Origin of the sequence: Pseudomonas sp. LB-090624, assembly GCF_003205205.1 — a bacterium.
Classification (GTDB): domain Bacteria; phylum Pseudomonadota; class Gammaproteobacteria; order Pseudomonadales; family Pseudomonadaceae; genus Aquipseudomonas.
Genome location: NZ_QJRL01000002.1, coordinates 21,494 through 44,636, shown reverse-complemented (window position 1 = coordinate 44,636; position 23,143 = coordinate 21,494). Strand labels below are relative to the sequence as shown.

Sequence of the window (23,143 nt, the reverse complement as noted above, 5' to 3'; positions counted from 1 at the left end):
GCTGCTCCCACACCGTGGAGCAGCCTTACCGACGGTCAGACATGGCCGCTGCTGTTGACGATGCGCAGGCACAGCGCTTCGTACGGGTCCAGGTTCACCATCAGCCGGCCATCTTCGGTCAGGTCGCCCTCGACCGTCTCGTTGATCATGTCCACCACCGGGCCCGGCGTGAATCCGGTCAGTTGCAGCTCCTCGGCGATCACGTCCTGGCCAAAGTTCAGGGCGCTGATCTGGATGCCGCGCCCCGCCGGCAGCTCATGCACCATTACCAGCAAACCTGGGCTGCTCACGTCGGGCACCAGTACCTGGCGGCTGGTGGCGATGCCATAGGCCTGGCGTACCGCGAGCAGCTTCTTGACCTTGCTGGCGAACGAATCGGCGTTCTCCAGCTGGTTATCGAGGCTGCCATACAGCGCCCGGGCGCGGGGCATGCCGCGCACCGATGTCTCGGCCTGCGGGTCCAGCCCGGCGAGGTCGTAGCCACCGCGGTGGATCCAGCGGGTATCGCCGTCCAGCATGCGCTCGGCCACGGCTTCGGCCGGCAAGGGCAGGGCGCCGACCATGTCCCAGCCAGACAGCGCGACCACCCCGGGCTGCATGGCGTTGTACATGACCAGCAGCAGGTGCACCTTTTGTATCAGCTCGATGTCCGCTGCGCCAATCTGTTCCAGGTCGCGAATACCCAATGCCGCCGCAACCAGGCTGGCGGTGGTGCAGGCGATGCCGTTGGTGACGAAGCGCAGGTTGTACGGAGCATGCTCGCCCGACAGCCGTTCGTAGATTTCTTCGCGGATATGTTCCCGCAGAATGCTGCCTGGCAGGGTCTGGCCCTTGTACAGGTACATGTCGTGAGCATGCAGGGTCCAGAAATGCACCAGCTCCACGGTCAGCTCGTCGTGGTTCTGCAGGGCATGGATCAGCGAGGCCGGGTCAATGCCGAAGGCGTGCATTTCCTTGAGCATCAGGCGCAGGAACTCGGTGTCGCCGGTCAGCAATGCATGCTGGTAGGCCGGCCGGGTGATGAAGTCGTAGGACAGGTCGGCACCGCCCTTGGACATCTGTGCGATGTCGTCGAGGGTCAGGTTCAGCTCCTGGAAACTGAAGCCACCGGCCTTGCGGATCATGCCGCCGAGCAACTGGTTGCCGACGATCGACAGCGGGTGGCTTTCCGACCAGGCGGTACCGCTGGCGCGGGTTTCCACGCCGAGAAAGCCGTTGGCGTCCAGGCGCAGGCCGCGTGCGCCCAGGCAGTCCAGCGCGTGCAGGGCGTCGCCAATGATCATCTGCTGGGCGGCAAAGGTCGGGTCCAGCCAGTTCAGCGATGGCTGGCCCTCCTTGAAGTAGTGCAGGTACACCCAGCGCCGGGTCTTGCCGTCGACACCGGTGATGGGCGGTGTGGCGCTCCAGTCGGTTTCCTTCACCCCAGGCTCGAAGAAAATCACCCGCTGCAGTTGGCCGACGATGTAATGGCGGGCCTTGAGTTCGTCGCACTGGGCGGGCAGCAGGTTGACGGCATCACGGCCTGCCGGCACCTCCGGCAGCAGCGGCCAGTCTTCCTCGCGAATTTCGACCATGTGGTACAGCCCCGGGTAGGGCGCGTGGGCCATCTCGGCCAGGCGGAAGTCGGCGCCTTTGCCGGTGTGTGAGGGGATCAGGTCGTCGATGGTCACGGCATTGTGCGCGGCGGCCATGCGGCTCATCTGGATCAGCTCCGGCTCGCTGCCGTAAAGCGGGTCGATGTCGAAGCTGATACGGTCGAAGTTGCCGTCCACGCTGGGGGTAAGCTCGCGGCCGCGAATGCCGCCGGACAGCTTGATCGGGCCGGTGTGCAGGCCCTGCACGCCGATTTCCGACAGGCGCTTCCACAGTGCTTCGTGGGCCAGGGCGCCGAGGACTGAGCAGCCCTCAGGGGCGATGATGGCGTCGGGGTAGACGGTGAGCCAGACCGAGGCGATTTCCGTGGCTCGGCGGGGCTGGGCTTCGGCATAGGGTTGTTGCCACAGTCGCGACTGGCCTGAGTACAGGCTGGCCCGGTCCTGGGAGGCCTTGAGCATGGCGCGGTCTTCGAGCCATTTGACGTACGACGGGTCGGGCTGGGTCATTTCGCGTCCTCTTTGCGTGTCGGCACCGGCTCAGGTTATGACGGCGTCGCGGCCTGAACGTTCGGCCCGCGCAGAAACCAGCACCGGTCACGGCTTGCGAATGGGGCTGCGGGCCGCTTCGCGCAGGCTCTCCAGCAAATCCAGCACTGCCCCTTCGATATGCGGTTCATCACGCCAGCACATACCGATCGAGCCTTCGGCCTCGAGCTCGAAATCCAGCTGGCGCAACAACCCGCGCCCATGGAAATGCTCGGCCACCCGCCCGGACGCCACCGACAGCATGTCGCTGTTCTGCATCAACCACAAATTGGCCATCAGCGACGACGATTCGATGCGGCACGGCAACGGCTTGCGCCCGGCGTTGCTCAGGGCCGTGTCCAGGCGGTTGCGGATCGGCGTGGCGGGCGGCCACAACAGCCAATCGTACTGATACAGGTCATCCCAGCTCAGGCCCTTGCGCGCGGCCAACGGGTGGTCGGGGCGGGCAACGACCTGCATGGGTTCGCGAAACAGCATCTCGCTGTGCAGGGCCTGGCTGGGCTGGTAGTTGTCGACCCGCCCGACCACCACATCCAGTTGGCCCAGCTGCAGGCGTTCGAGCAGCACGTTCATCGTGCTTTCCTGCAGCGATACCTGCGCTTTCGGGTGTTTTTCCAGGAAGTACAGGATGGCGTCAGGCACCAGGCTTGGCGCCGAAGCCGGTGATGTGCCTATCGCCACGTTGGGCGCGCTGCCTTCGCGCAAGGCATCCAGATTGCTTTGTGCGCGCTCCATCTCGCTGAGTATCCGCCGCGCATGGTTGACCAGCAGGGTACCTTCGGCGGTCGGCCGCAGGCCCCGGGCATGGCGCTCGAACAGTAGGGCGCCGGCATCTTCCTCCAACTCCTTGAGGAACTTCGACAGCCCAGGCTGGGTGGTGTAGGCCTGCCGAGCGGTGTCGCTGAGGTTACCGGTTTCGGCCAGCGTCACCAGCAGTTGCAGGTGCCTTGGGCGCAGGCGGCGGGTCCAGTGCATGGCGTGCCTCTCATCATCTTTTTGGTATGGATGCATATGAAAATATCATTTTTTTTGTATGCCTGGCGGGCGTTTAATCGATCGCACAACGGGGCGCTGCCACTGCCAATCGCCCCTTCCCAGCCCACCGAAGGTGAAGCGATGAATAACAACTACAACATCGGCACGGCCCGCGCCGACTTCTATCAACGCATCGACAGCCAGGCGCTGTTCCCCCTGTGGGAACAGCTGCACAACCTGGTACCGCCGCAGCCCACCACCACCTGCGTCCCGGCGCTGTGGCGCTTCAGTGAAGTGCGCCCGTACCTGATGGAGGCCGGTCAGCTGATCAGCGCCGAAGAGGCGGTGCGCCGGGTGCTGGTGCTGGAGAACCCGGGCATTCGCGGCCAGGCCTCGATCACCCCCAGCCTGTATGCCGGGCTGCAGCTGATCCTGCCGGGCGAGATTGCCCCCAGCCACCGCCACAGCCAGTCGGCGCTGCGTTTCGTGGTCGAAGGCAAGGGCGCCTACACCGCAGTGGACGGCGAGCGCACCACCATGCACCCGGGCGACTTCATCATCACCCCGTCCTGGACCTGGCATGACCACGGCAACCCCAGCGAAACCGAAGGCGGCGAGCCGGTGATCTGGCTCGACGGCCTGGACATCCCCACCGTGCGCTTCTATGGCGCCGGTTTCGCCGAGAATTACCCGCAGGCCGTGCAGCCGGTCAGTCGCCCGGACGGTAACAGCCTGGCCCGCTACGGCGCCAACATGCTGCCGCTGCGCCATGAAGTGCAGGGCGCTACCTCACCGATTTTCAGCTACCCGTATACGCGTACCCGCGAAGCGCTGGCCACGCTCGAGCAGCAGGGCGAGGTGGATGCCTGGGATGGCGTGAAGCTGCGGTATGTCAACCCGGCCACTGGCGGCTGGGCCATGCCCACCATCGGTACCTGCATGCAGCTGCTGCCACGCGGGTTCGCCGGCAAGACTGCCCGCTGCACCGATGCCACCGTGTACTCGGTGGTCGAGGGACGGGGGCGCGCCATCATCGGTGGGCAGACCTTCCATTTCGAGCCCAAGGATACCTTCGTCGTGCCGAGCTGGGTAACGCTGAGCCTGCAGGCGGACGACGCGTGTGTGCTGTTCAGCTATTCCGATCGGCCGGTGCAGGAAGCCCTCGGGCTGCTGCGCGAAGCCCGCGAACATCATTGATCCAAGGAGCCCTGCCATGACTTACCTGTTTGCACCTGCCGCCACCACCAGCCTGCCGATCGCCGGCAGCGACCAGCGCTTTCCTGTACGCCGCGTTTACTGCGTGGGCCGCAACTACGCTGCCCACGCTCGTGAAATGGGCTTTGACCCGGACCGCGAGCCGCCGTTCTTCTTCTGCAAGCCGGCCGATGCCGTGGTACCCACGGCCGACGGCCAGACCCTGGAGCTGCCATACCCGGCACAAACCAGCAATTACCACTACGAAATCGAACTGGTCGCAGCCATCGGTAAAGGCGGGCGCGACATCGCGCCCGAGCAAGCCAACGAACACGTGTTCGGTTATGCAGTGGGCCTGGACATGACCCGCCGCGACCTGCAGATGAAGATGCGCGAAATGGGCCGGCCATGGGAGATCGGCAAGGCATTCGACGCCTCAGCACCCATCGGGCCGCTTCACCCGGCCAGCCAGGTTGGTCATCCGGCGCAGGCCGGCATCTGGCTGCAGGTCGAAGGCCAGGACCGCCAGCGTAGCGACATCGACAAGCTGATCTGGTCGGTGCCGGAAACCATCGCCTACCTGTCGCGCTTCTTCGAGCTGCAGCCGGGTGACCTGATCATGACCGGTACCCCCGAAGGCGTGGGCCCGGTGATCGCTGGCGAGCTGATGGTGGGTGGCGTCGAAGGCCTGGGCGAAATCTGCGTTCGCGTCGTCTGATTGCCGTGGGCCAGCGCAGCTGGCCTTTCACCCCGGTTCAACACGTGGCCTGCGCCTGGCGCCGGCCCGGAGGTTTCGCTCATGTCTTCCACCGATAAAAACAACACCGTGGATGTACAAGCCTTCATCGATAGCCAGCCGGTGACGCGCTTTCAGTGGCGGGTCTTGCTGCTGTGTTTTCTGGTCACCGCCATCGATGGCCTGGACACGGCCGCCATCGGCTTCATTGCCCCGGCGCTGCGCGAACACTGGCAAATCGGCGCCCCCGAGCTTGGGCCGGTGCTGGGTGCAGCACTGGTCGGGCTGATGCTGGGAGCGTTCATGGCCGGGCCTTTGGCCGACCGCTTTGGCCGCAAGCGCGTGCTGTTGCTGTCGGTGGCCTGCTTCGGCGTCTTCAGCCTGGCTGCCGCATTCGCCCAGGACCTGCACAGCCTTGCACTGTTGCGCCTGCTTACCGGGCTGGGCCTGGGCGGGGCGATGCCCAACGCCATTACCCTGACCTCCGAATACTGCCCGCAACGCCGACGCTCATTGATGGTGACCGGCATGTTCTGCGGCTTCACCCTCGGCTCAGCCCTGGGCGGGGTGGTCGCTGCGCAGTTGTTGCCAGTCTTCGGCTGGCGCAGTGTGCTGGCCCTGGGAGGGGTGCTGCCGCTGGCGTTGCTGCCGGTATTGTGGTTTGCGCTGCCCGAGTCCGTGCGTTTTCTGGCGCGGCGCAATCCGGCCGATTGCAAGGCGCTTGCCATTGTGCGGCGCATTGGTGTGTTGCCCGTGGGCTGCCAGGGCGTGCGCATCGATGACGCGGTAGAAGGCCATTCGCCGGTGCGGCAGATTCTTGCCGCGCCGTTGCGCCGCGGCACCCTGGCGCTTTGGCTGGCGTTTTTCATGAGCCTGCTGATCATCTACGGCATGACCAACTGGCTGCCGTTGCTGGTGCGTGACACCGGCCTGAGCCTGAGCCAGGCGGCGCTGATCAGCGCGCTGTTCCAGATCGGTGGCACCCTTGGCGCATTGTGCCTGGGGGCGGCCATGGACCGCTTCGAGCCACATAGCGTGCTGATGCTGGCCTTGCTCGGCGGCGCGGCGTGCCTGTTCGCCATTGGTCAGTGCCATGGCGACTACGTACTGCTGGGGCTGAGCGTGGCCGGCATGGGCTTTTGCATCAGCGGTTCGCAGGTCGGTGCCAATGCCCTGGCTGCAGCGTTCTACCCCACCAGCAGCCGCGCCACGGGTGTGAGCTGGGCACACGGGGTAGGGCGAGTCGGCTCGGTGTGCGGCACCTTCGGCGGTGCATTGCTGATGGATGCCGGGCTGTCCTTCGAGCTGCTGTTCAGCGTGCTCATGCTGCCTGCGGTACTGGCCGCTGCAGCGATCTTCCTGAAGGGCGTGCGACCTGCCCCTGCGTTGCCCGCCAACACCCACCTCATGCCCTGAACCCGCAGGAATACTGCCATGCAGCTCTATAGCTTTTTCAACAGTTCCACCTCGTACCGTGTGCGCATTGCCCTGGCCCTGAAAGGCCTGGAAGTGGCTTACCACGGCGTCAACCTGCGTGCCGGAGAACAACGCCAGGCGCCGCACCGTGCGCTCAGCCCCCTGGGTGGCGTGCCGGTGCTGGTGGATAACGATGGCGTCACCCTGACCCAGTCGCTGGCGATCATCGACTACCTCGACGCGCGCTATCCGCAGGCGCCGTTGCTGCCCGGCGACCCCTTGCTGCGTGCCCGGGTGCTGGAGGTGGCGCATCTGATCGCCTCCGATATCCACCCGCTCAACAACCTGCGCGTGCTTGGTTACCTGCAAGGTGTGCTGAACGTAGGGCCTGAGGAAAAGGACCGTTGGTACGCGCACTGGGTGGCCGAGGGGCTTGGCGCTCTCGAAGCCCTCCTGCAACGCCATGGCCAAGGCCCCTACTGCTTCGGTGCACAGCCGACCCTGGCCGACTGCTGCCTGGTGCCGCAAGTGGCCAACGCCGAACGCATGGGCTGTGACCTGCACGCTTACCCGCGAGTGATGGCGGTGTACGACCACTGCCAGGCGCAACCAGCCTTCCAGCGTGCTGCGCCCGGCCGCCAAGCCGATTTCATCCAATAAGAACCGCAGCCTGTACGGAGATCCCAACCATGACTGCCCAACAACAAAAAATCATCATCGTCGGCGGGGGCATCGGTGGCCTTGCTGCCGCCCAGGCCCTGACTGCCCAAGGTATCCAGGTGCTGCTGCTGGAACAGGCCGAACACATCGGTGAAATCGGCGCCGGTATCCAGCTGGGCCCTAACGCCTATGCCGCGCTGGATGCGCTGGGCGTCGGTGATACTGCGCGCAATCGCTCGGTGTTTACCGACCACCTGATCATGATGGACGCCATCGATGCCCATGAGGTAGGGCGGGTTGAAGTCGGCGAGCGTTTTCGCCAGCGTTTCGGCAATCCGTATGGTGTGATTCATCGTGCCGACATTCACCTGTCGATCCTTGAAGCCGTGCAGCAGAATCCGCTGATCCGTTTCCAAACCTCGACGCTTATCGCCGGCATGGAGATGGACGACCATGGCGTGACCCTGACCGACAGCAAGGGCAACCGCTACCAGGCCGACGCGGTGATTGGCTGTGACGGGGTGAAGTCGGTGATCCGCGAGCGCATGGTTGGCGACCCGGCGAGGGTCACCGGGCACGTGGTGTACCGCGCCGTGGTGGATGTGCAGAACATGCCCGAAGATCTGCGCGTCAACGCGCCGATGCTGTGGGCCGGCCCGCGCTGCCACCTGGTGCACTACCCGCTGCGCGGCGGCCAGCAGTACAACCTCGTGGTCACTTTCCATAGCCGTAACGAGGAGCAGTGGGGTGTGACCGACGGCAGCAAGGAAGAGGTACTGTCCTATTTCGAGGGCATTCACCCGCGGCCCCGGCAGATGCTCGACCGGCCAACCTCCTGGCGCCGCTGGGCGACCGCCGACCGCGACCCGGTGGAGCACTGGGGAGAAGGGCGGGCGACCCTGCTGGGCGATGCTGCTCACCCGATGACCCAGTACCTGGCCCAGGGCGCGTGCATGGCGTTGGAGGACGCGGTGGTGCTAGGGGAGGCGGTGAAGGCCTGTGAGCATGACTTGCAGGCGGCGTTCCGCCTGTACGAATCGATCCGCATACCCCGTACCGCACGGGTGTTGTGGTCGGCGCGGGAAATGGGGCGGCTTTATCATGCCAAGGGCGTCGAGCGGCTGGTGCGCAACCAGCTGTGGGCAGGCCGTTCGCAGGAGCAGTTCTACGATGCCGTGCAGTGGTTGTATGGCTGGAACATCGATACCTGCCTGAAACGCTGATGACAGGCCCGGCAGCCTCAGCGCCGGGCCGACAACTGCTGCGGTGCCAGAAACGCATCATGGAAGTAATTGCGCACCGCCTGCATCGCCGGGCTGAACGCCCGTTCCCGGTGCCAGGCCAAGCCCACGCTCATCGGCGTCACCGGGTCGCTGATGGTCACTGTCTCGATGCGTTTGCCCTCCAGCGACCACGGGCGGTGCACCAGGTCTGAAAGGATCGCCACGCCACTGCCGTTGGCCACCATGCTGCGCACCGCTTCCACCGAACTGGTCCGCACCCGCACGTTCGGCCGCTGCCCGGCCTGTTCCCAGTAACGCATGGCACTTTGCTCGGCCTCATCCACGGTCAACAGGATGAACGGTTCACCTGCCACATCGGCCAGGCTCACCGCTGAGCGCTCGCACAGGGGATGATGCCCGGGCAGCCACAGCCGGCGCTCGGAGTTGAACAGTGTTTCCGAAACGATGTCCGGGTGGGTGAGATTGGCGGTGAGCACCACAGCCATGTCGAACCGCCCCTCCAGCAGCCCTTGTTCGATGGCACTGCGCTCCTGCTCGTACAGCTCCAGGGTCACATCCGGGTGCCAGTGTTCCAGGCGCTGCAAGTGGTGCGGCAGGAAGTAGCCGATCACCGTATAGCTGGCCGCCAGGCGCAGCAGGCCACTGGCGCGCACGTCTGGTAGCGGGCTGTTGAGGGCATCGTCGACGCTGCGCAGGATGACATAGGCGCGGTTCAGGAAATGCCGGCCAGCCTCGGTCAGGCTCATGCCTTGGGGCGAGCGTTGGAACAGCAGCACGCCGAGCATCGCTTCGAGCTCCTTGATGGCCGTGGTGACCGCTGACTGGGAGATGTTGAGGTGGATCGCCGCCTGGGAAATCTGGCCAATTTCGGCGGTGGCGACGAAGTAGCGTACCTGGCGCAGGGTCAGCGACACAGTGAACTCCGGGGGTATCTGTTTTTCAGAAGGCACCCTATCTGTTTATAGATCTTCCCAAGGGGGTGCGGAGAATCTAACGTGGCTTGCATGCAGTCACAAGTGCCAGGAGACGCCGTCATGCAAGCAGTAGACTTCAACTCGGACATGGGCGAGGGCTTTGGCCCTTGGACCATTGGCGATGGCGTCGACCATGAGCTGATGGGTTACATCAGCAGCGCCAACATCGCCACCGGTTTCCATGCCGGCGACCCCGGCACCATGCGCCGCACTGTCGAGCGTGCCAGGGCACTGGGCGTTGCCGTGGGTGCCCACCCGGGCTTTCGTGACCTGGTCGGCTTTGGCCGCCGGCACATCAATGCGCCAGCACAGGAACTGGTCGACGACGTGCTCTACCAACTGGGCGCGCTGCGCGAAATAGCCCGTGCCCAAGGCGTGCGCCTGCAGCACATCAAACCGCACGGGGCGCTGTACATGCACCTGGCGCGTGACGAAGAAGCCGCACGCTTGCTGGTGGAAAACCTACGGGTGATCGAGCCGGAACTGCTGCTGTTCTGCATGCCAGGCTCGGTGATCTGCCGCATTGCCCAGGCCCTCGGCCAACCGGTGGTTCGCGAGTTCTACGCCGACCGCGAGTACGACCTGAGCGGCTCGATCGTGTTCACCCGCAACGTGCGGGGCTACCAGCCACAAGCGGTTGCCGAGCGTGTTCTGCGCGCTTGCCGGCAAGGCGTGGTGCGCACTGTCGAAGGCCAGGACCTGGCCATCGAATTCGACTCCATCTGCCTGCACAGTGACACCCCCGGGGCGCTCGACTTGGTCGAGGCCACGCGCAAGGCACTGGACACGGCCGGTATCGCGGTACGTGCGCCACGTTGAGTGAGGCATCCGGCCAATTGAGCCCGGAGCCTGTGTATGTTGTTTTTGCCTGCCTTTCTATAAAGATTCCAAGAAAAGGAACAGTCATGGCCGAATCGCTTGCTACCACCCCGATCCGCTACAGCTTCGGCGCCGACGAGCATCTGTTTGCCGAGGTCAGCGAAAGCATGTCGCTGGAAGCCTTTTTCAAGGGCATGGCCGTCACCCGCGCGGTAGAACGCCTGGCGCTGGAGGGTGTACTGGACGTGTGCCTGGCCAACGCGTCGTTCCAGATTCGTTTCGACCCCGACCGCATTGCCCCTGAAACCCTGCTCGAAGCCGTGCGCGGCGCCGAAGCGCAGGCGGTGGCCGAACGTTCGTTGCACACGCGGATCATCGAGATTCCGGTGCTGTACAACGACCCCTGGACCCATGAAACGCTGATGCGTTTTCGTGATCGCCACCAAGACCCGGCCAGTACCGACCTGGAGTATGCCGCACGCATCAATGGCCTGGCCGATGTCGACGCATTCATTGCCGCGCACAGCGGTGCGCCGTGGTTCGTGTCGATGGTCGGCTTCGTCGCCGGGCTGCCGTTCATGTTCCAGATGGTCGAGCGCCAGCGCCAGTTGCAGGTGCCCAAGTACCTGCGACCGCGTACCGACACGCCCAAGCTCACCCTCGGCCATGGCGGTTGCTTCGGCTGCATTTACTCGGTGCGCGGGGCTGGCGGCTACCAGATGTTCGGCGTAACCCCGGCACCCATCTACGATCCGCAGCAGACCTTGAACTACCTCAAGGAGCACATGGTGTTCTTCCGCCCCGGTGACATCGTGCAGTTCAAACCCATTGACCGTCGTGCCTATGACCAGGCGGTGGCGGATGTGGAGGAGGGCCGTTTCGACCTGCGCATTCGTCCCGTGGAGTTTTCCCTGGACGCCTTTCTCGCCGACCCGGTCGGCTACCCGAAATCGCTGCAGGAGGTGCTGGCATGATCAAGGTACTCAAACCGGGCCTGGCGACTTCCGTGCAGGACCTTGGCCGCGAAGGTTACTACCACCTGGGCATACCGCCCTCCGGCGCCCTCGACCAGTACGCCCTGAGCGCCGCCAACCACCTGGTGGGCAACCCGGCGGGCGCCGCCGGGTTGGAGTGTGCGCTGGTGGGGCCGGAACTGGAGTTCCAGCAGGATACGCTGGTGGCGGTGTGCGGTGCACAGATGCCAGTGCTGCTGGATGGCCGCGAGCAGCGCCCGGACACGGCGTTTGCCGTGCGCGCCGGGCAAGTGCTGCGTTTCGGCTTCCCCACGGCAGGCGCCCGGGCTTACCTGGCAGTGGCTGGCGGTATTGCTGTGCCGGAGGTGCTAGGTAGCCGTTCGACCTATGCGCTGGGGGCCTTGGGTGGCTTTCAGGGCCGAAAGTTGATGGCCGGTGACCTGTTGCCGGTCGGGGTGCCCAGCGGCAAGAGCCGGGCCGGCGCAAGCCTGCCGATGGCGCTGCGCCAGGCCTTGGGCGGTGAGGTGGTGTTACGGGTGGTGCCGGGCTTGTACTTCCACCGCCTGACTGAATCCGCAGCGCAAAGCTTTTTCACCGAGGCGTGGACCGTCGGCTCTGAAGCGGACCGTATCGGTTACCGCTACAAGGGCGGCAGCGCCTTGGGCTTCCAGCCGCGGGAGCAGCCGTTCGGTGCAGGCTCCGACCCATCGAACATTGTGGACAGCTGCTACCCGATTGGCTCGATCCAGGTACCGGCCGGGCTGGAGCCGATCATCCTGCACCGCGATGCCGTCTCGGGGGGTGGCTATGCCATGATTGGAACAGTCATCAGCGCTGATCTGGACCTGATCGGGCAGATGCAACCCAACCAGCAGGCGCGGTTCCTGAAAGTGAGCATGGAACAGGCGCTGGAGGCGCGACGGTCGTACAAGAAGAAGCTCGGCTGCCTGGCCAGGCTCTTCACCTGACCCTCAGCACAGCGCCTTGCTCGGCTGGCCCCCACGTTGCCTCACGCCGACGGTGTGGGTTTGCTGATTTTTTTTCCGGCCTGAGTGGCCACTTCCAGGGCCTGGCCGTCTCGTTGCTTGCCTTGGCGTGCCAGGCCTTCGAGCTGGGGAATCAGCATGCCCTCCGGCAAGTGTCGCCAGAACCGCCCGGGCATGTGCAGGCGCAAGGCATCGGGGTTCAGGCGGGCAGGGTTGAAAGTGTGGCGATAGTAGGTGCGCCATAGCTCCGCGCCCGGGTCTTCGGCGTTGCGGGCCCAAAGCCGCCAGGTTTCGGGGCAGTGCCGCTGGTAGTCGAACCCGGTACCGTCGAAGCGAATGCCATCCTGTGGCGTGGCGATCAACCAGCGTAACCGCCCCAAGCGGTCAGCAAAGTGCGGGCTGGCACTTTGCAGAATGTCATGTGCCGGCTCGTGATACGCCACCAGGTCAAGCTGTAAATGTTCAACCAGGTCATCAGGCAGCGGCACGAAGCGTACAAAGGCATGCAGGTGATGCGCTTCACGTGTCACCTGCTTGATACGCCGTTGCAGCTCACTGCCCAGGCGGTCGCCAGCCAGCATGGCCGTGCGGTCGCCATGGGCCACGCGCCACAGCACTTCGTACAGCAAATTCCAGCGTTGTTCGCCACGGTAGCGCGAGGCCTGCTCCAACTGGCTCAGCAGTGCTGCCGGGACTTTGGCCCGAAAAGGCCCAGGCCCCTCAGGCGGCGCTGCCGGCACGGCCAGCAGGTCCGCCATGGGGCCTTGCGACCAGGTGACTTGCGATGGGTCGATGCCATGCCCCAACAACCCCCGGGCCTGGTCGCGCCAGGTGTCGAACAGGTCGTCGCAATCGAGCGCAATCACCCCCACAACCCCATCTGTACCGGCGCTTGCGGCTCACGCAAGCGCGCCCGCAACAGGCTGCTGCGCAATTCGGCCTGTGCGGGGCGGTAGTCGCTGGTGACGATGAACGGGCGCGCCTTGTCCAGCACGCAGCGCAACTGAATCAGGTCGTCATAACGGATCCGCCGTTCCCGCCGCAGGGCCACCAGGCGCTGTACGCTGCGCAGACCGATACCCGGGATGCGTGCCAAAAGCGCTGGCTCGGCGCGGTTCACGTCCAGTGGGAAGACTTCACGGTTGGCCAGCGCCCAAGCCAGCTTGGGGTCGATGTCCAGCGCCAGGTTACCGCTCTGGCCCAGCAGTTCACCGGCCTTGTAGCCATACCCGCGCAGCAGGAAGTCAGCCTGGTACAGCCGATGTTCGCGCAGCAACGGTGGTGCGGCCAGCGGCACGCTGCCCGGGCTGTCGGGGATCGGGCTGAAGGCTGAATAGTACACGCGCTTCAGGCCATAGCCCTGGTACAGCGACTCGGCATTGCGCAGCAAGGTGCTGTCGTCGGTGCTGTCGGCACCGACGATGACCTGAGTGCTTTGCCCCGCCGGGGTGAAGCGTGGCGCCTTGGGCTCGTTGGCCACGGCTTGCTGGCCTTGGTGGATCACCCCCATGGCCTGGCGAATGGTGTGCGCCTGCTTCTCGGGTGCCAGTCGCTTGAGGCTGGCGTCGGTCGGCAGTTCGATATTGACGCTGAGCCGATCGGCCAGGCGGCCGGCCTCTTCGATCAGCAGCGGGTCGGCATCGGGGATGGTCTTGAGGTGGATGTAGCCGCGAAAGTTGTGCTCCTCGCGCAACAGCCGGGCGACGCGGATCAGTTGCTCCATGGTGTAGTCCGCCGAGCGGATGATGCCAGAGCTGAGGAACAGGCCGCTGATGCAGTTGCGCCGGTAGAAGTCCAGGGTCAGACGCACCACTTCCTCGGGGCTGAAGCGTGCGCGCGGCACGTTGCTGGAGCGGCGGTTGACGCAGTACTGGCAGTCGTACAGGCAGAAGTTGGTCAGCAGGACCTTGAGCAGCGAGACACAGCGGCCATCCGGGGTATAGCTGTGACAGATACCCATGCCGTTGGTGGCACCCAGGCCGTCAGCACCGCGCGAATTGCGCTTGGGTGCACCACTGCTGGCGCAGGAGGCGTCGTACTTGGCTGCGTCGGCAAGGATGCCGAGTTTGGCGATGAGTTGCATGGTGGCTGACCTGCGATACTGAGTATTCATACAGTATTTTGAGATGTGGCCGATTGCAAGTGTCTGCTTCGACATACCCGACTAAATGCGTCGGCTAAGCTTGTGGCTGAACCACGGACAGCAACGAGGCGCGGGAGAGGTTATGAAGATCACCATCAAGCCAAAATTGGCGATGGCCGGGCTGGCCTTGGCCATTGGCATGCTCAATGCCCAAGCGGCGGAAACCAGGAAGGTCGATGTGCTGCTGGTGGGCGGCGGCATCATGAGCTCTACCTTGGCCGTGTGGCTCAATGAGCTGGAGCCGGGCTGGTCGATGGAAATGGTCGAGCGTCTGGACAAGGTTGCCGAGGAGAGTTCCAACGGCTGGAACAACGCCGGCACCGGCCACTCGGCCCTGGCAGAATTGAACTACACCCCGGAAAAAGACGGCAAGATCGACATCAGCAAGGCGGTGGAAATCAACGAGTCGTTCCAGGTAACGCGCCAGTTTCTCGCCTGGCAGGTCAAGCAGGGGGTGCTGAAAAATCCGCATTCGTTCATCAATACCACCCCGCACATGAGCTTTGTCTGGGGCGATGACAACATCCGTTTCCTTAAAAAGCGCTACGAGGCGCTGCAAGCCAGCCCGCTGTTCAAGCCCATGCAGTATTCCGAAGACCATGAGCAGATCCGCAAATGGGTACCGCTGATGATGGAAGGCCGCGATCCCAACCAGAAGCTGGCCGTGACCTGGACGCCGATCGGTACCGACGTCAACTTTGGCGAGATCACCCGGCAGTACGTGGGCTACCTGCAGACCCGGCCGAATTTCGACCTCAAGCTGTCGACCGAGGTGCAGGACATCACCCGCAACGACGATGGCTCCTGGCATGTCGAGTACAAGAACCTGAAGGACGGTAGCAAGGCAGCTACCGACGCCAAATTCCTGTTCATTGGCGCTGGTGGTGCGGCATTACCGCTACTGCAGAAATCGGGGATAGACGAAGCCAAGGACTATGCCGGCTTCCCGGTGGGGGGGTCGTTCCTGGTCACCGACAACCCGGCCATCGCCCAGCGCCACATGGCCAAGGCCTACGGCATAGCCGCCACCGGTGCGCCGCCGATGTCGGTGCCGCACCTGGACACCCGGGTGCTCGACGGCAAGCGCATGATCCTGTTTGGCCCGTTTGCCACCTTTTCGACCAAGTTCCTTAAACAGGGCTCGCTGCTTGACCTGCTCGCCAGCACCAGTGTGCACAACGCCTGGCCGATGGTACGGGTTGGGGTGCGCGAGTTCGACCTGGTGCAGTACCTGATTGGCCAGGTGCTGCAATCCGACAACGACCGTTTCGAGGCGCTGCGCACCTATTTCCCCGCAGCGAAGCAGGAAGACTGGCGGCTGTGGCAGGCCGGCCAGCGGGTGCAGATCATCAAGAAGGATGAGGCCTTGGGTGGTGTGCTCAAGCTCGGTACCGAAGTGGTAACGTCCAGAGACGGCAGCATCGCGGGCTTGCTGGGCGCCTCGCCGGGCGCCTCGACCGCCCCGCCGATCATGCTCGATGTGTTGAACAAGGTGTTCAAGGACAAAGTGGCCTCGCCCGCGTGGCAGGCAAAGATCAAACAGATCATTCCGTCCTACGGCATGCGCCTGAACGACCACCCGGACCAGGTGCAGAAGGAGTGGGCCTATACCAACGAGGTGCTGCAGTTGAACCCTCCCGAGGGCGTTGTGAAGCCTTAGCAGGCCTGCGGGCGGTCCTTCGCGGGCGCCCCCGGTGCCTGCACCTGGCCGCGGCCGATGCCGTAGTAAGTCAGGCCGGCGGCGGCCATGTGTTCAGGTTCGAACAGATTGCGCCCGTCGAACACCACCCGGTCGGTCAGCTGTTGCGGCACCTTGTCCAGGTTGAGCACGCGGTATTCCTGCCATTCGGTAACGATTACCAGGGCATCCGCACCCTCCAGTGCAGCGTCCTTGCAGGGCACCAGTTGCAGGTCGGCCCGCGGCCCGTAATGGCGCTGGATTTCTTCCATGGCCTGCGGGTCATGGGCCTGCACCCGGGCGCCCGCGGCCCACAGCGCTTCCAGCAAAACCCGGCTGGCGGCCTCACGAATGTCGTTGGTGTTGGGTTTGAACGACAACCCCCACAGGGCGAATACCTTGCCCTGCAGGCCAGCGTGATAGTGGCGCTGGATTTTGCTGAACAGCCGGTTCTTCTGCTGCTCGTTGACCGATTCCACCGCGCGTAGCAACTGTGGCTCGAAGCCTTCGGCCTCGGCACTGCGGCGCAGGGCTTGCAGGTCTTTGGGGAAGCACGAACCGCCAAAGCCGCAGCCGGCGTAGATAAAGTCGTAGCCGATGCGCGAGTCTGAACCGATGCCACGGCGCACCATTTCGATATCGGCGCCCAGATACTCGGCGAGGTTGGCAATTTCGTTGATAAAGGAAATCTTGGTCGCCAGCATGCAGTTGGCCGCGTACTTGGTCAGCTCGGCGCTGCGCGCATCCATGACCATGAATTTTTCGCGGTTACGGCTGAAGGGCAGGTACAACTCGCGCAGCAATTCCAGTTCGGCAGGGCCCGCGCCGCCGACGATGATGCGCTCGGGGCGCATGCAGTCGGCCACTGCCGACCCTTCCTTGAGGAATTCCGGGTTGCTGACCACCTGGAAGCGGCTGCCATCGGCCACGGCTTGGGCGATGCGCGCTTTGAGGCGATGTACCGTACCCACCGGCACGGTGGACTTGTTGACGATGACCTTGGGGCCGTCAGCATGCTGGAGGATGCTGTCGACCACGGCGAACACGTGCTTCAGGTCGGCACTGCCATCGGCTTGTGGCGGGGTGCCGACTGCAATGAACTGTAACCTGGCGAAGATGGCAGCCTGGCCGGCATCCGTGGTGAAGCGCAGGCGACCGCAGGCCAGGTTGTTCTCCAGCATGGGCGCAAGACCGGGCTCGAAGATCGGGCAGTGTCCGGCGCCGAGGGCGGCGACCCGCTCGGCATCGACATCCATGCACAACACCGAGTGCCCCACTTGGGCCAGGCACACAGCCTGGGTGAGGCCGACATAACCGGTACCGAAAACCGTGACCTTCATTTCACCGCTCCTTGATTAGAAAGCTGAAAAAAAATGTCACATCGGTGTTTAGGAATTGTTACCTGCTGGCTGATTTCGCTGGCTATTCAGCCTGGATTGCTTTGCCTACAGGCAGACCATCTAAACTTACTTATGGCTTGCAGGTAACCGTTCGTACAGCGAGCCGAAACCCTTGAACCGACCACCGTCACCCGGAGCGGACCCTCAGCGCTGGCGATGGCCTTCTTGCAGAGGAGGACAGGTCATGGACGAGGCAAGGCTTCACGATTTCATGGGCAAGCTGGTGGGCGACATGGGCGCGGCGGCGACCCTGGCCAATGTCATTCTCGGCGATGAACTGGGGTTGTACCGGGCCATGGCTGACAGCCAGCCGACTACCCCCGAGGCACTGGCGCAGAAGACCGGCTGCCACCCGCGGCTGGTGCGCGAATGGCTGAACGCCCAGGCGGCATCGGGCTACATGGTGCATGACCAAGGCCGATTCGTGCTGCCGGAAGAGCAGGCCATGGCCCTGGCGCTGGAGGATTCGCCGGCCTACATGGCCGGCGGCGCGGCAGTGGTGGCGGCACTGTTCCATGACAAGGACAAGCTGGTTGCAGCCATGCGTGGTGACGGCGGGTTGGCCTGGGGCGACCATCACCCGTGCATGTTCAGCGGCACCGAGCGGTTCTTTCGACCGGGTTACCGCACCTTTCTGGTGGCTGAATGGCTCCCGGCACTCGAGGGCGTGGTGGCCAAACTGCAGGCGGGCGCCAAGGTGGCGGACGTGGGTTGTGGCCATGGCGCCTCGACCCTGGTCATGGCCCAGGCGTTTCCGGCATCCACCTTCGTGGGCTACGACTACCATGGGCCATCCGTTACCACGGCCAGCGAACGTGCCCGCGAGGCGGGGTTGGCTGGGCGGGTGAGCTTTCAGCAGGCCAGCGCCAAGGACTATCCGGGGCATGACCATGACCTGGTGTGTTTCTTCGATTGCCTGCACGACATGGGCGACCCGGTGGGGGCCGCGAAACATGCTTACCGCGCGTTGAAGGACGACGGTACGGTGATGCTGGTGGAGCCTTACGCCGAGGATTCGCTGGAGGGCAACCTGACGCCGGTCGGGCGCTTGTTCTATGCAGCGTCGACGTTTATCTGCACGCCGAATTCGTTGTCGCAAGAGGTGGGTCTGGGTTTGGGGGCACAGGCCGGGGAGGGGCGGTTGCGGGCAGTCTTCGAGGAGGCGGGGTTCCGCAGCTTCCGGCGGGCCACGCAAACGCCGTTCAACCTGATTCTGGAGGCCCGTAAGTAGCGCTTGCTGGCTTGCTTGTTCGCGGGCCTGAAAAACAGACGGGGCGCCTGGTTGGCGCCCCGTCTGCGTGACTGCTTAGGCTTCAGCGTCCCAAGGACGATCACCTTTTTCATCCTTGACGCGGGTCGGCAGGCCCATCACGTCCAACGCCTTGAGGAACGGCTCGGCTGGCAGTTCCTCGACGTTGACCATGCGCTTGGCATCCCATTCGCCCCGGGCAACCAGCAGGGCGGCAGCCACTGGCGGTACACCGGCGGTGTAGGAAATACCCTGGCTGTCAGTCTCGGCGTAGGCTTCTTCGTGGTCGGCCACGTTGTAGATGAACACTTCGCGCGGCTGGCCATCCTTGGTGCCTTTGACCAAGTCACCGATGCAGGTCTTGCCGGTGTAGCCAGGGGCCAGCGAGGCTGGGTCCGGCAGCACGGCCTTGACCACTTTCAGCGGTACCACTTCCAGGCCTTCGGCGGTTTTCACCGGCTGCTCACTGAGCAGGCCGAGGTTTTTCAGCACGGTGAACACGTTGATGTAGTGCTCGCCGAAGCTCATCCAGAAGCGCACGTTCGGCACGTTGAGGTTCTTCGAAATCGAGTGAACTTCATCGTGGCCGGTCAGGTACAGGTTTTGCGAACCTACCACGGGCAGGTCGTCGGTACGCTTGACTTCGAACATGGTGTTGCTGGTCCACTGGCTGTTCTGCCAGCTCCACACTTGCCCGGTAAACTCGCGGAAGTTGATTTCCGGGTCGAAGTTGGTGGCAAAGTACTTGCCATGCGAACCGGCATTGACGTCGAGAATGTCGATCGAATCAATGCTGTCGAAATACTGCTGCTGCGCAAGTTTGGCGTAGCTGTTCACCACACCCGGGTCGAAACCGACGCCGAGAATGGCGGTAATGTTCTTTGCCTGGCACTCTTCGAGGTGTTTCCACTCGTAGTTGCCGTACCACGGCGGGGTCTCGCAGATCTTGCCCGGCTCTTCGTGGATGGCGGTGTCCAGGTAGGCGACACCGGTATCGATGCAGGCACGCAGCACCGACATGTTGAGGAAGGCGGAACCCACATTGATCACGATCTGCGATTCGGTTTCGCGGATCAGCGCCTTGGTTGCCTCGACATCGAGGGCGTTGAGCGAGAAGGCCTGGATGTCGGCGGGTACCTTGAGGCTACCCTTGGCCTTGACGCTGTCGATGATGGCCTGGCATTTGGAGATGTTCCGTGACGCGATAGCGATACGACCCAGTTCGTCGTTATGCTGCGCGCACTTGTGGGCCACCACCTTGGCGACACCTCCTGCACCAATGATAAGAACGTTCTTCTTCAATTTACCTTTCGCTCCTTACTCTGAAAGCCGGTCTTACGACAGGCTGGAAACGTAGTCTTCGAAACCGAACTCGCGAACCACTTCGACGCTGCCGTCGAGTTGCTTGACCACGATGGATGGCATTTTCAGACCGTTGAACCAGTTTTTCTTGACCATGGTGTAACCGGCCGTGTCGATGAACGACAGGCGGTCGCCAATGGCCAGCGGACGATCGAATTGGTACTCGCCGAAGATGTCACCGGCCAGGCACGACTTGCCGCAGACCATGTAGGTGTGCTCGCCGTCGTTGGGGGCCATCTTGGCGTTGAGGCGGTAGATCAGCAGGTCGAGCAGGTGCGCTTCGATCGAGCTGTCGACCACGGCCAGGTGCTTGCCGTTGTACAGGGTGTCGAGCACGGTCACTTCCAGCGAGGCACTGTTGGTGATGGCGGCTTCGCCAGGTTCCAGGTACACCTGCACGCCGTAGGTTTGCGCGAAGGCCTTGAGGCGCGCGCAGAAAGCATCGACCGCATAGTCTTCACCGGTGAAGTGGATACCACCACCCAGGCTGACCCATTCGACCTTGTGCAGCAGGTGGCCGAAGCGCTCTTCGATGTGGCTGAGCATCTTGTCGAACAGGCCGAAGTCACCGTTCTCGCAGTTGTTGTGGAACATGAAGCCGGAGATCTGCTCGATCACTTGCTCGATCTTGGCCGGGTCCCATTCGCCCAGGCGGCTGAACGGGCGCGCCGGGTCGGCCAGCAGGTAGTCGGAGCTGCTGACTTGCGGGTTGACGCGCAGGCCGCGCACCTTGCCTTCGGACTGTTCGGCAAAGCGTTGCAGCTGGCCGATCGAGTTGAAGATGATCTTGTCGCAGTTCTCGAGCATTTCCTCGACCTCGTCGTCGGCCCAGGCCACGCTGTAGGCGTGGGTTTCGCCGGCGAACTTCTGGCGGCCGAGCTTGAGCTCGAAGAGGGAGGACGAAGTCGTGCCGTCCATGTACTGCTGCATCAGGTCGAATACCGACCAGGTGGCGAAACACTTGAGGGCAAGCAGGGCCTTGGCACCAGAGTGTTCACGCACGTAGGCGATCTTCTCCATGTTGCTGAGCAGCTTGGTTTTATCGATGAGGTAGTACGGCGTCTTGATCATTTAAAGGCCCCCGGCCAGGCCGGCCAAAAAAAGGACACGCATTGTGCCTTCACTTGCCGCAGACCGAAAGGGTGGGATATGCATTTCGTCAGGGTTGACGTCGTTGCGAGGGGATTTTCCGGTTGCGGCGGGCTCAGTAGAACAACGGCATGTGACTATCGTAATCAGCAACCGTGTACCGGGAGGAGAATCCGATGAGCAACGTGTACAAGCCAGGCGACAACGTGCGCTGGAATTCCGAGGCCGGGATCATCCACGGCACGGTGGTCAAGGTGCATACCCGCGACGTCGAGTTTTGCGGCCGGCACCGGCACTGTTCGCAGGATGAGCCGCAGTATGAGGTGAAAAGCAGCAAGACCGGGCACCTGGCGATGCACAAGGAAACGGCGCTGGAGAGGGACTGAATGACCCTCGCGGCGTCGAACCGCCGCGAAGAGGTCGGTACAGCTAACCTCAATCGGCGTGTTGCAACCAAGCCTGGATCTGCTCCAGCGTGGCCGTAGCCCCGCCACACACCACAACCAGCACATTCTGCAAACCGGCCAGTGCGCTCGAGTCATAGGCCAACGCCAGTGCCGCCCCACAGGCGGGCTCCACCAGCAGCCGATGGTCGAGCAGGAACCGCTCGCAGGCTTCCAGCGCCGCCCGGTCAGTGACCCGATGGCTGTGCACCGGATGCCTGAGCGTGCAGGCCAGCGCCTGTTCAGCCACCCGCTTGGCACCGAGCGAGCTGGCGATCGAGGCAATGCGCTGCAGTTCGACCGTGTGCCCGGCTTGCATGGCAGCGTGCAGCGAGGCAGCGCCGGTGGTTTCCACCGCCAGCACCGGCACATCTCCCCAGCCATTGCGCTGTAGCCCTTCGACCACTCCGCTAAGCAACCCGCCACCGCCCACCGACAGCACCACCGCATCGGGCTTGACCCCGGCTGCTGCCACCTCGTCGACCAGGCTGGCATGCCCGGCCCACAGCAACGGGTCATCGAACGGATGAATAAAGGCATCGCCAGCGCCGACCAGGGTCAGTGCCAGTTCGTTGGCCTCTTGCCAGGAGCTGCCGTGCACCACCACCTTGGCGTCCTCCAGGCGCAGCAGCTGCTTGGCCCGTTCAGTGGTGGTTTCGGGCACTACCACCGTCACCGGTACCCCCAGCTTGCGCCCGGCGTAGGCTACCGCCAGGCCGGCGTTGCCGCCCGAGGACGACACGAAGTGCCTGGCGCCACGCGCCTGATGGACCTCGCAGGCGTGGCCCACACCGCGCAGCTTGAACGACCCGCAGGGTTGCAGGGCATCAAGCTTGAGCCAGATGTTGCGCCCGGCAGCCAGCGACAGCGGGCGCGATTCGATCAGGGGGGTCTGAATGTGCAAGGTCATTGGCTGGCTCCGCGCAATTGTTCGAGGTAGTTGTAGATGGTGTAGCGGGTGACGCCGAGGGCGCTGGCGGCTTTCTCGACCCCGCCCTTGACGATGAACAGGCCACGCTCCTGCATCACCCGTACCGCTTCGACCTTGGCCTGCTTGTTCATCCGCCCTTGGCCACTGCGTTGCAGCGAGGCCTGGATGATTTCGCTCATCAGCAGCTCCATGTCGGCCGGTTCGCTGGCGGCTGGCGTGGCGCCCAGTGGCTGGAACTGCTGAAGGAAGTTCATGGCAGCGTCCAGGCCTGTGACGTCAGTGTTGACGCACAGGCTGGCGAACGGGTGGCCGCTGCTGTCACGGAAGATGGCCGTTGCGCTGCGTAGCGTGCGGCCTTTGAGCGTGGTGGGGTAGTCGGGCAGCACCACCGGCTCACGGCCTTGCTGGTCGGCTGAGGCCTGCATCAGGGCCTTGAAACCCTGGTCCTGTTCCGGTGCTGCAAGGATGGGGCTGCCGATGCTGCGCCCTGAAAGATGGCCATTGACGATCGCCACCACCGAGTGTTCGGGGTGGTCGAGGTCGTGCAGGAGGATTTCCATGTTGCGGGCGGCAACGCTGCCCAAGGCCTGGATAGCGGCCTTGAGCACGGTGAGGGTGAGCTGGCGTTCTTCGAGGGGGGCGATGGGCATGGCAGATCGAAAATTCAACATTTTGTGCATTCTTACACATGAAGTTGAATTATGCGATCTGTGTCGGGCCTGCCGGCAT

At 63.7% G+C, this 23,143-nt stretch carries 21 protein-coding genes; 11 read left to right on the top strand and 10 right to left on the bottom strand.

Annotated elements, in window-relative coordinates; translation table 11 throughout:
* Positions 1-35: 35 nt before the first annotated feature.
* Together treS and DMX11_RS02150 are read right to left on the bottom strand one after the other, a co-directional pair.
* Entirely contained in the window at positions 36-2,102 is a 2,067-nt protein-coding gene (treS, locus tag DMX11_RS02155; RefSeq protein WP_110742966.1) for a maltose alpha-D-glucosyltransferase, read from the bottom strand.
* Positions 2,103-2,189: 87 nt separating this feature from the next.
* Positions 2,190-3,116 carry a LysR substrate-binding domain-containing protein gene (locus tag DMX11_RS02150; protein WP_110742964.1) on the bottom strand — a complete coding sequence of 309 codons (927 nt, stop codon included), beginning with the start codon at positions 3,114-3,116 and terminating at the stop codon, positions 2,190-2,192.
* 141 nt (positions 3,117-3,257) lie between these two features.
* On the opposite strand from DMX11_RS02150, the gene gtdA reads away from it, so the two are divergent.
* The 5 genes from gtdA to DMX11_RS02125 all read left to right on the top strand — a co-directional run bounded on the left by gtdA (position 3,258) and on the right by DMX11_RS02125 (position 8,345).
* A complete protein-coding gene (gene gtdA / locus DMX11_RS02145) occupies positions 3,258-4,313 on the top strand; it encodes a gentisate 1,2-dioxygenase (RefSeq protein WP_110742962.1) in 1,056 nt (351 codons plus the stop codon).
* A gap of 16 nt (positions 4,314-4,329) precedes the next feature.
* Positions 4,330-5,028 (top strand): fumarylacetoacetate hydrolase family protein, encoded by a 699-nt coding sequence (locus DMX11_RS02140; protein WP_110742960.1) that lies wholly within the window; start codon positions 4,330-4,332, stop codon positions 5,026-5,028.
* An 81-nt stretch (positions 5,029-5,109) separates the two neighbouring features.
* Positions 5,110-6,462 carry an aromatic acid/H+ symport family MFS transporter gene (locus tag DMX11_RS02135; RefSeq protein ID WP_110742959.1) on the top strand — a complete coding sequence of 451 codons (1,353 nt, stop codon included), beginning with the start codon at positions 5,110-5,112 and terminating at the stop codon, positions 6,460-6,462.
* A gap of 18 nt (positions 6,463-6,480) precedes the next feature.
* Positions 6,481-7,122: a maleylacetoacetate isomerase gene (gene maiA / locus DMX11_RS02130; protein ID WP_110742958.1), complete on the top strand. Its 642-nt coding sequence runs from the start codon at positions 6,481-6,483 to the stop codon at positions 7,120-7,122.
* A gap of 29 nt (positions 7,123-7,151) precedes the next feature.
* On the top strand, positions 7,152-8,345 hold the full coding sequence (locus DMX11_RS02125; RefSeq protein ID WP_110742957.1) for a 3-hydroxybenzoate 6-monooxygenase: 1,194 nt from the start codon (positions 7,152-7,154) through the stop codon (positions 8,343-8,345).
* A gap of 17 nt (positions 8,346-8,362) precedes the next feature.
* On the opposite strand, the gene DMX11_RS02120 is transcribed toward DMX11_RS02125, so the two are convergent.
* Positions 8,363-9,280: a LysR family transcriptional regulator gene (locus tag DMX11_RS02120; RefSeq protein WP_110742956.1), complete on the bottom strand. Its 918-nt coding sequence runs from the start codon at positions 9,278-9,280 to the stop codon at positions 8,363-8,365.
* 120 nt (positions 9,281-9,400) lie between these two features.
* On the opposite strand from DMX11_RS02120, the gene DMX11_RS02115 reads away from it, so the two are divergent.
* The 3 genes from DMX11_RS02115 to DMX11_RS02105 all read left to right on the top strand — a co-directional run bounded on the left by DMX11_RS02115 (position 9,401) and on the right by DMX11_RS02105 (position 12,101).
* Complete coding sequence (locus DMX11_RS02115; protein WP_110742955.1) at positions 9,401-10,159, top strand: 5-oxoprolinase subunit PxpA; 759 nt, start codon at positions 9,401-9,403, stop codon at positions 10,157-10,159.
* A gap of 86 nt (positions 10,160-10,245) precedes the next feature.
* Positions 10,246-11,133 (top strand): allophanate hydrolase subunit 1, encoded by an 888-nt coding sequence (locus DMX11_RS02110; protein WP_110742953.1) that lies wholly within the window; start codon positions 10,246-10,248, stop codon positions 11,131-11,133.
* A complete protein-coding gene (locus DMX11_RS02105) occupies positions 11,130-12,101 on the top strand; it encodes a biotin-dependent carboxyltransferase family protein (protein WP_110742951.1) in 972 nt (323 codons plus the stop codon). The genes DMX11_RS02110 and DMX11_RS02105 overlap by 4 nt, the downstream gene beginning before the upstream one ends.
* A 41-nt stretch (positions 12,102-12,142) precedes the next feature.
* Here DMX11_RS02105 and DMX11_RS02100 read toward each other — a convergent pair whose 3' ends face one another.
* Positions 12,143-12,991: a TIGR03915 family putative DNA repair protein gene (locus DMX11_RS02100; RefSeq protein WP_110742949.1), complete on the bottom strand. Its 849-nt coding sequence runs from the start codon at positions 12,989-12,991 to the stop codon at positions 12,143-12,145.
* Positions 12,982-14,202 (bottom strand): putative DNA modification/repair radical SAM protein, encoded by a 1,221-nt coding sequence (locus DMX11_RS02095; protein WP_110742947.1) that lies wholly within the window; start codon positions 14,200-14,202, stop codon positions 12,982-12,984. The genes DMX11_RS02100 and DMX11_RS02095 overlap by 10 nt, the downstream gene beginning before the upstream one ends.
* A gap of 142 nt (positions 14,203-14,344) precedes the next feature.
* On the opposite strand from DMX11_RS02095, the gene mqo reads away from it, so the two are divergent.
* The gene (gene mqo, locus DMX11_RS02090) at positions 14,345-15,922 is read left to right on the top strand and encodes a malate dehydrogenase (quinone) (protein ID WP_110742945.1); all 1,578 of its coding nucleotides are present in this window, start codon (positions 14,345-14,347) and stop codon (positions 15,920-15,922) included.
* On the opposite strand, the gene DMX11_RS02085 is transcribed toward mqo, so the two are convergent.
* The gene (locus DMX11_RS02085) at positions 15,919-17,280 is read right to left on the bottom strand and encodes a UDP-glucose/GDP-mannose dehydrogenase family protein (protein ID WP_110742943.1); all 1,362 of its coding nucleotides are present in this window, start codon (positions 17,278-17,280) and stop codon (positions 15,919-15,921) included. The genes mqo and DMX11_RS02085 overlap by 4 nt on opposite strands.
* Before the next feature lie 244 nt (positions 17,281-17,524).
* Between DMX11_RS02085 and DMX11_RS02080 the strand changes: the two genes are divergently transcribed.
* On the top strand, positions 17,525-18,571 hold the full coding sequence (locus tag DMX11_RS02080) for a class I SAM-dependent methyltransferase (protein ID WP_110742941.1): 1,047 nt from the start codon (positions 17,525-17,527) through the stop codon (positions 18,569-18,571).
* A gap of 75 nt (positions 18,572-18,646) precedes the next feature.
* Here the strand turns inward: DMX11_RS02080 and DMX11_RS02075 are convergent, their stop codons facing one another.
* Positions 18,647-19,891 (bottom strand): saccharopine dehydrogenase family protein, encoded by a 1,245-nt coding sequence (locus DMX11_RS02075; protein WP_003248123.1) that lies wholly within the window; start codon positions 19,889-19,891, stop codon positions 18,647-18,649.
* 33 nt (positions 19,892-19,924) lie between these two features.
* Positions 19,925-21,022 (bottom strand): carboxynorspermidine decarboxylase, encoded by a 1,098-nt coding sequence (locus tag DMX11_RS02070; RefSeq protein ID WP_110742939.1) that lies wholly within the window; start codon positions 21,020-21,022, stop codon positions 19,925-19,927.
* Between the two features lie 194 nt (positions 21,023-21,216).
* Between DMX11_RS02070 and DMX11_RS02065 the strand changes: the two genes are divergently transcribed.
* A complete protein-coding gene (locus tag DMX11_RS02065; protein ID WP_110742938.1) occupies positions 21,217-21,426 on the top strand; it encodes a DUF2945 domain-containing protein in 210 nt (69 codons plus the stop codon).
* 49 nt (positions 21,427-21,475) lie between these two features.
* Here DMX11_RS02065 and DMX11_RS02060 read toward each other — a convergent pair whose 3' ends face one another.
* Both DMX11_RS02060 and DMX11_RS02055 read right to left on the bottom strand, forming a co-directional pair.
* On the bottom strand, positions 21,476-22,393 hold the full coding sequence (locus tag DMX11_RS02060) for a pyridoxal-phosphate dependent enzyme (RefSeq protein ID WP_110742936.1): 918 nt from the start codon (positions 22,391-22,393) through the stop codon (positions 21,476-21,478).
* Positions 22,390-23,064 carry a transcriptional regulator gene (locus DMX11_RS02055; protein WP_110742935.1) on the bottom strand — a complete coding sequence of 225 codons (675 nt, stop codon included), beginning with the start codon at positions 23,062-23,064 and terminating at the stop codon, positions 22,390-22,392. The genes DMX11_RS02060 and DMX11_RS02055 overlap by 4 nt, the downstream gene beginning before the upstream one ends.
* Positions 23,065-23,143: the final 79 nt, after the last annotated feature.

What these genes read in the sequence shown, in the direction of transcription:
- DMX11_RS02055 (WP_110742935.1), bottom strand. Translation starts at nt 23,064, where the DNA reads ATGCCCATCGCCCCCCTCGAAGAACGCCAGCTCACCCTCACCGTGCTC.
- DMX11_RS02140 (WP_110742960.1), top strand. Translation starts at nt 4,330, where the DNA reads ATGACTTACCTGTTTGCACCTGCCGCCACCACCAGCCTGCCGATCGCC.
- DMX11_RS02135 (WP_110742959.1), top strand. Translation starts at nt 5,110, where the DNA reads ATGTCTTCCACCGATAAAAACAACACCGTGGATGTACAAGCCTTCATC.
- DMX11_RS02150 (WP_110742964.1), bottom strand. Translation starts at nt 3,116, where the DNA reads ATGCACTGGACCCGCCGCCTGCGCCCAAGGCACCTGCAACTGCTGGTG.
- DMX11_RS02105 (WP_110742951.1), top strand. Translation starts at nt 11,130, where the DNA reads ATGATCAAGGTACTCAAACCGGGCCTGGCGACTTCCGTGCAGGACCTT.
- DMX11_RS02080 (WP_110742941.1), top strand. Translation starts at nt 17,525, where the DNA reads ATGGACGAGGCAAGGCTTCACGATTTCATGGGCAAGCTGGTGGGCGAC.
- DMX11_RS02085 (WP_110742943.1), bottom strand. Translation starts at nt 17,280, where the DNA reads ATGAAGGTCACGGTTTTCGGTACCGGTTATGTCGGCCTCACCCAGGCT.
- mqo (WP_110742945.1), top strand. Translation starts at nt 14,345, where the DNA reads ATGAAGATCACCATCAAGCCAAAATTGGCGATGGCCGGGCTGGCCTTG.
- DMX11_RS02060 (WP_110742936.1), bottom strand. Translation starts at nt 22,393, where the DNA reads ATGACCTTGCACATTCAGACCCCCCTGATCGAATCGCGCCCGCTGTCG.
- maiA (WP_110742958.1), top strand. Translation starts at nt 6,481, where the DNA reads ATGCAGCTCTATAGCTTTTTCAACAGTTCCACCTCGTACCGTGTGCGC.
- DMX11_RS02070 (WP_110742939.1), bottom strand. Translation starts at nt 21,022, where the DNA reads ATGATCAAGACGCCGTACTACCTCATCGATAAAACCAAGCTGCTCAGC.
- DMX11_RS02125 (WP_110742957.1), top strand. Translation starts at nt 7,152, where the DNA reads ATGACTGCCCAACAACAAAAAATCATCATCGTCGGCGGGGGCATCGGT.
- DMX11_RS02115 (WP_110742955.1), top strand. Translation starts at nt 9,401, where the DNA reads ATGCAAGCAGTAGACTTCAACTCGGACATGGGCGAGGGCTTTGGCCCT.
- treS (WP_110742966.1), bottom strand. Translation starts at nt 2,102, where the DNA reads ATGACCCAGCCCGACCCGTCGTACGTCAAATGGCTCGAAGACCGCGCC.
- DMX11_RS02110 (WP_110742953.1), top strand. Translation starts at nt 10,246, where the DNA reads ATGGCCGAATCGCTTGCTACCACCCCGATCCGCTACAGCTTCGGCGCC.
- DMX11_RS02095 (WP_110742947.1), bottom strand. Translation starts at nt 14,202, where the DNA reads ATGCAACTCATCGCCAAACTCGGCATCCTTGCCGACGCAGCCAAGTAC.
- gtdA (WP_110742962.1), top strand. Translation starts at nt 3,258, where the DNA reads ATGAATAACAACTACAACATCGGCACGGCCCGCGCCGACTTCTATCAA.
- DMX11_RS02065 (WP_110742938.1), top strand. Translation starts at nt 21,217, where the DNA reads ATGAGCAACGTGTACAAGCCAGGCGACAACGTGCGCTGGAATTCCGAG.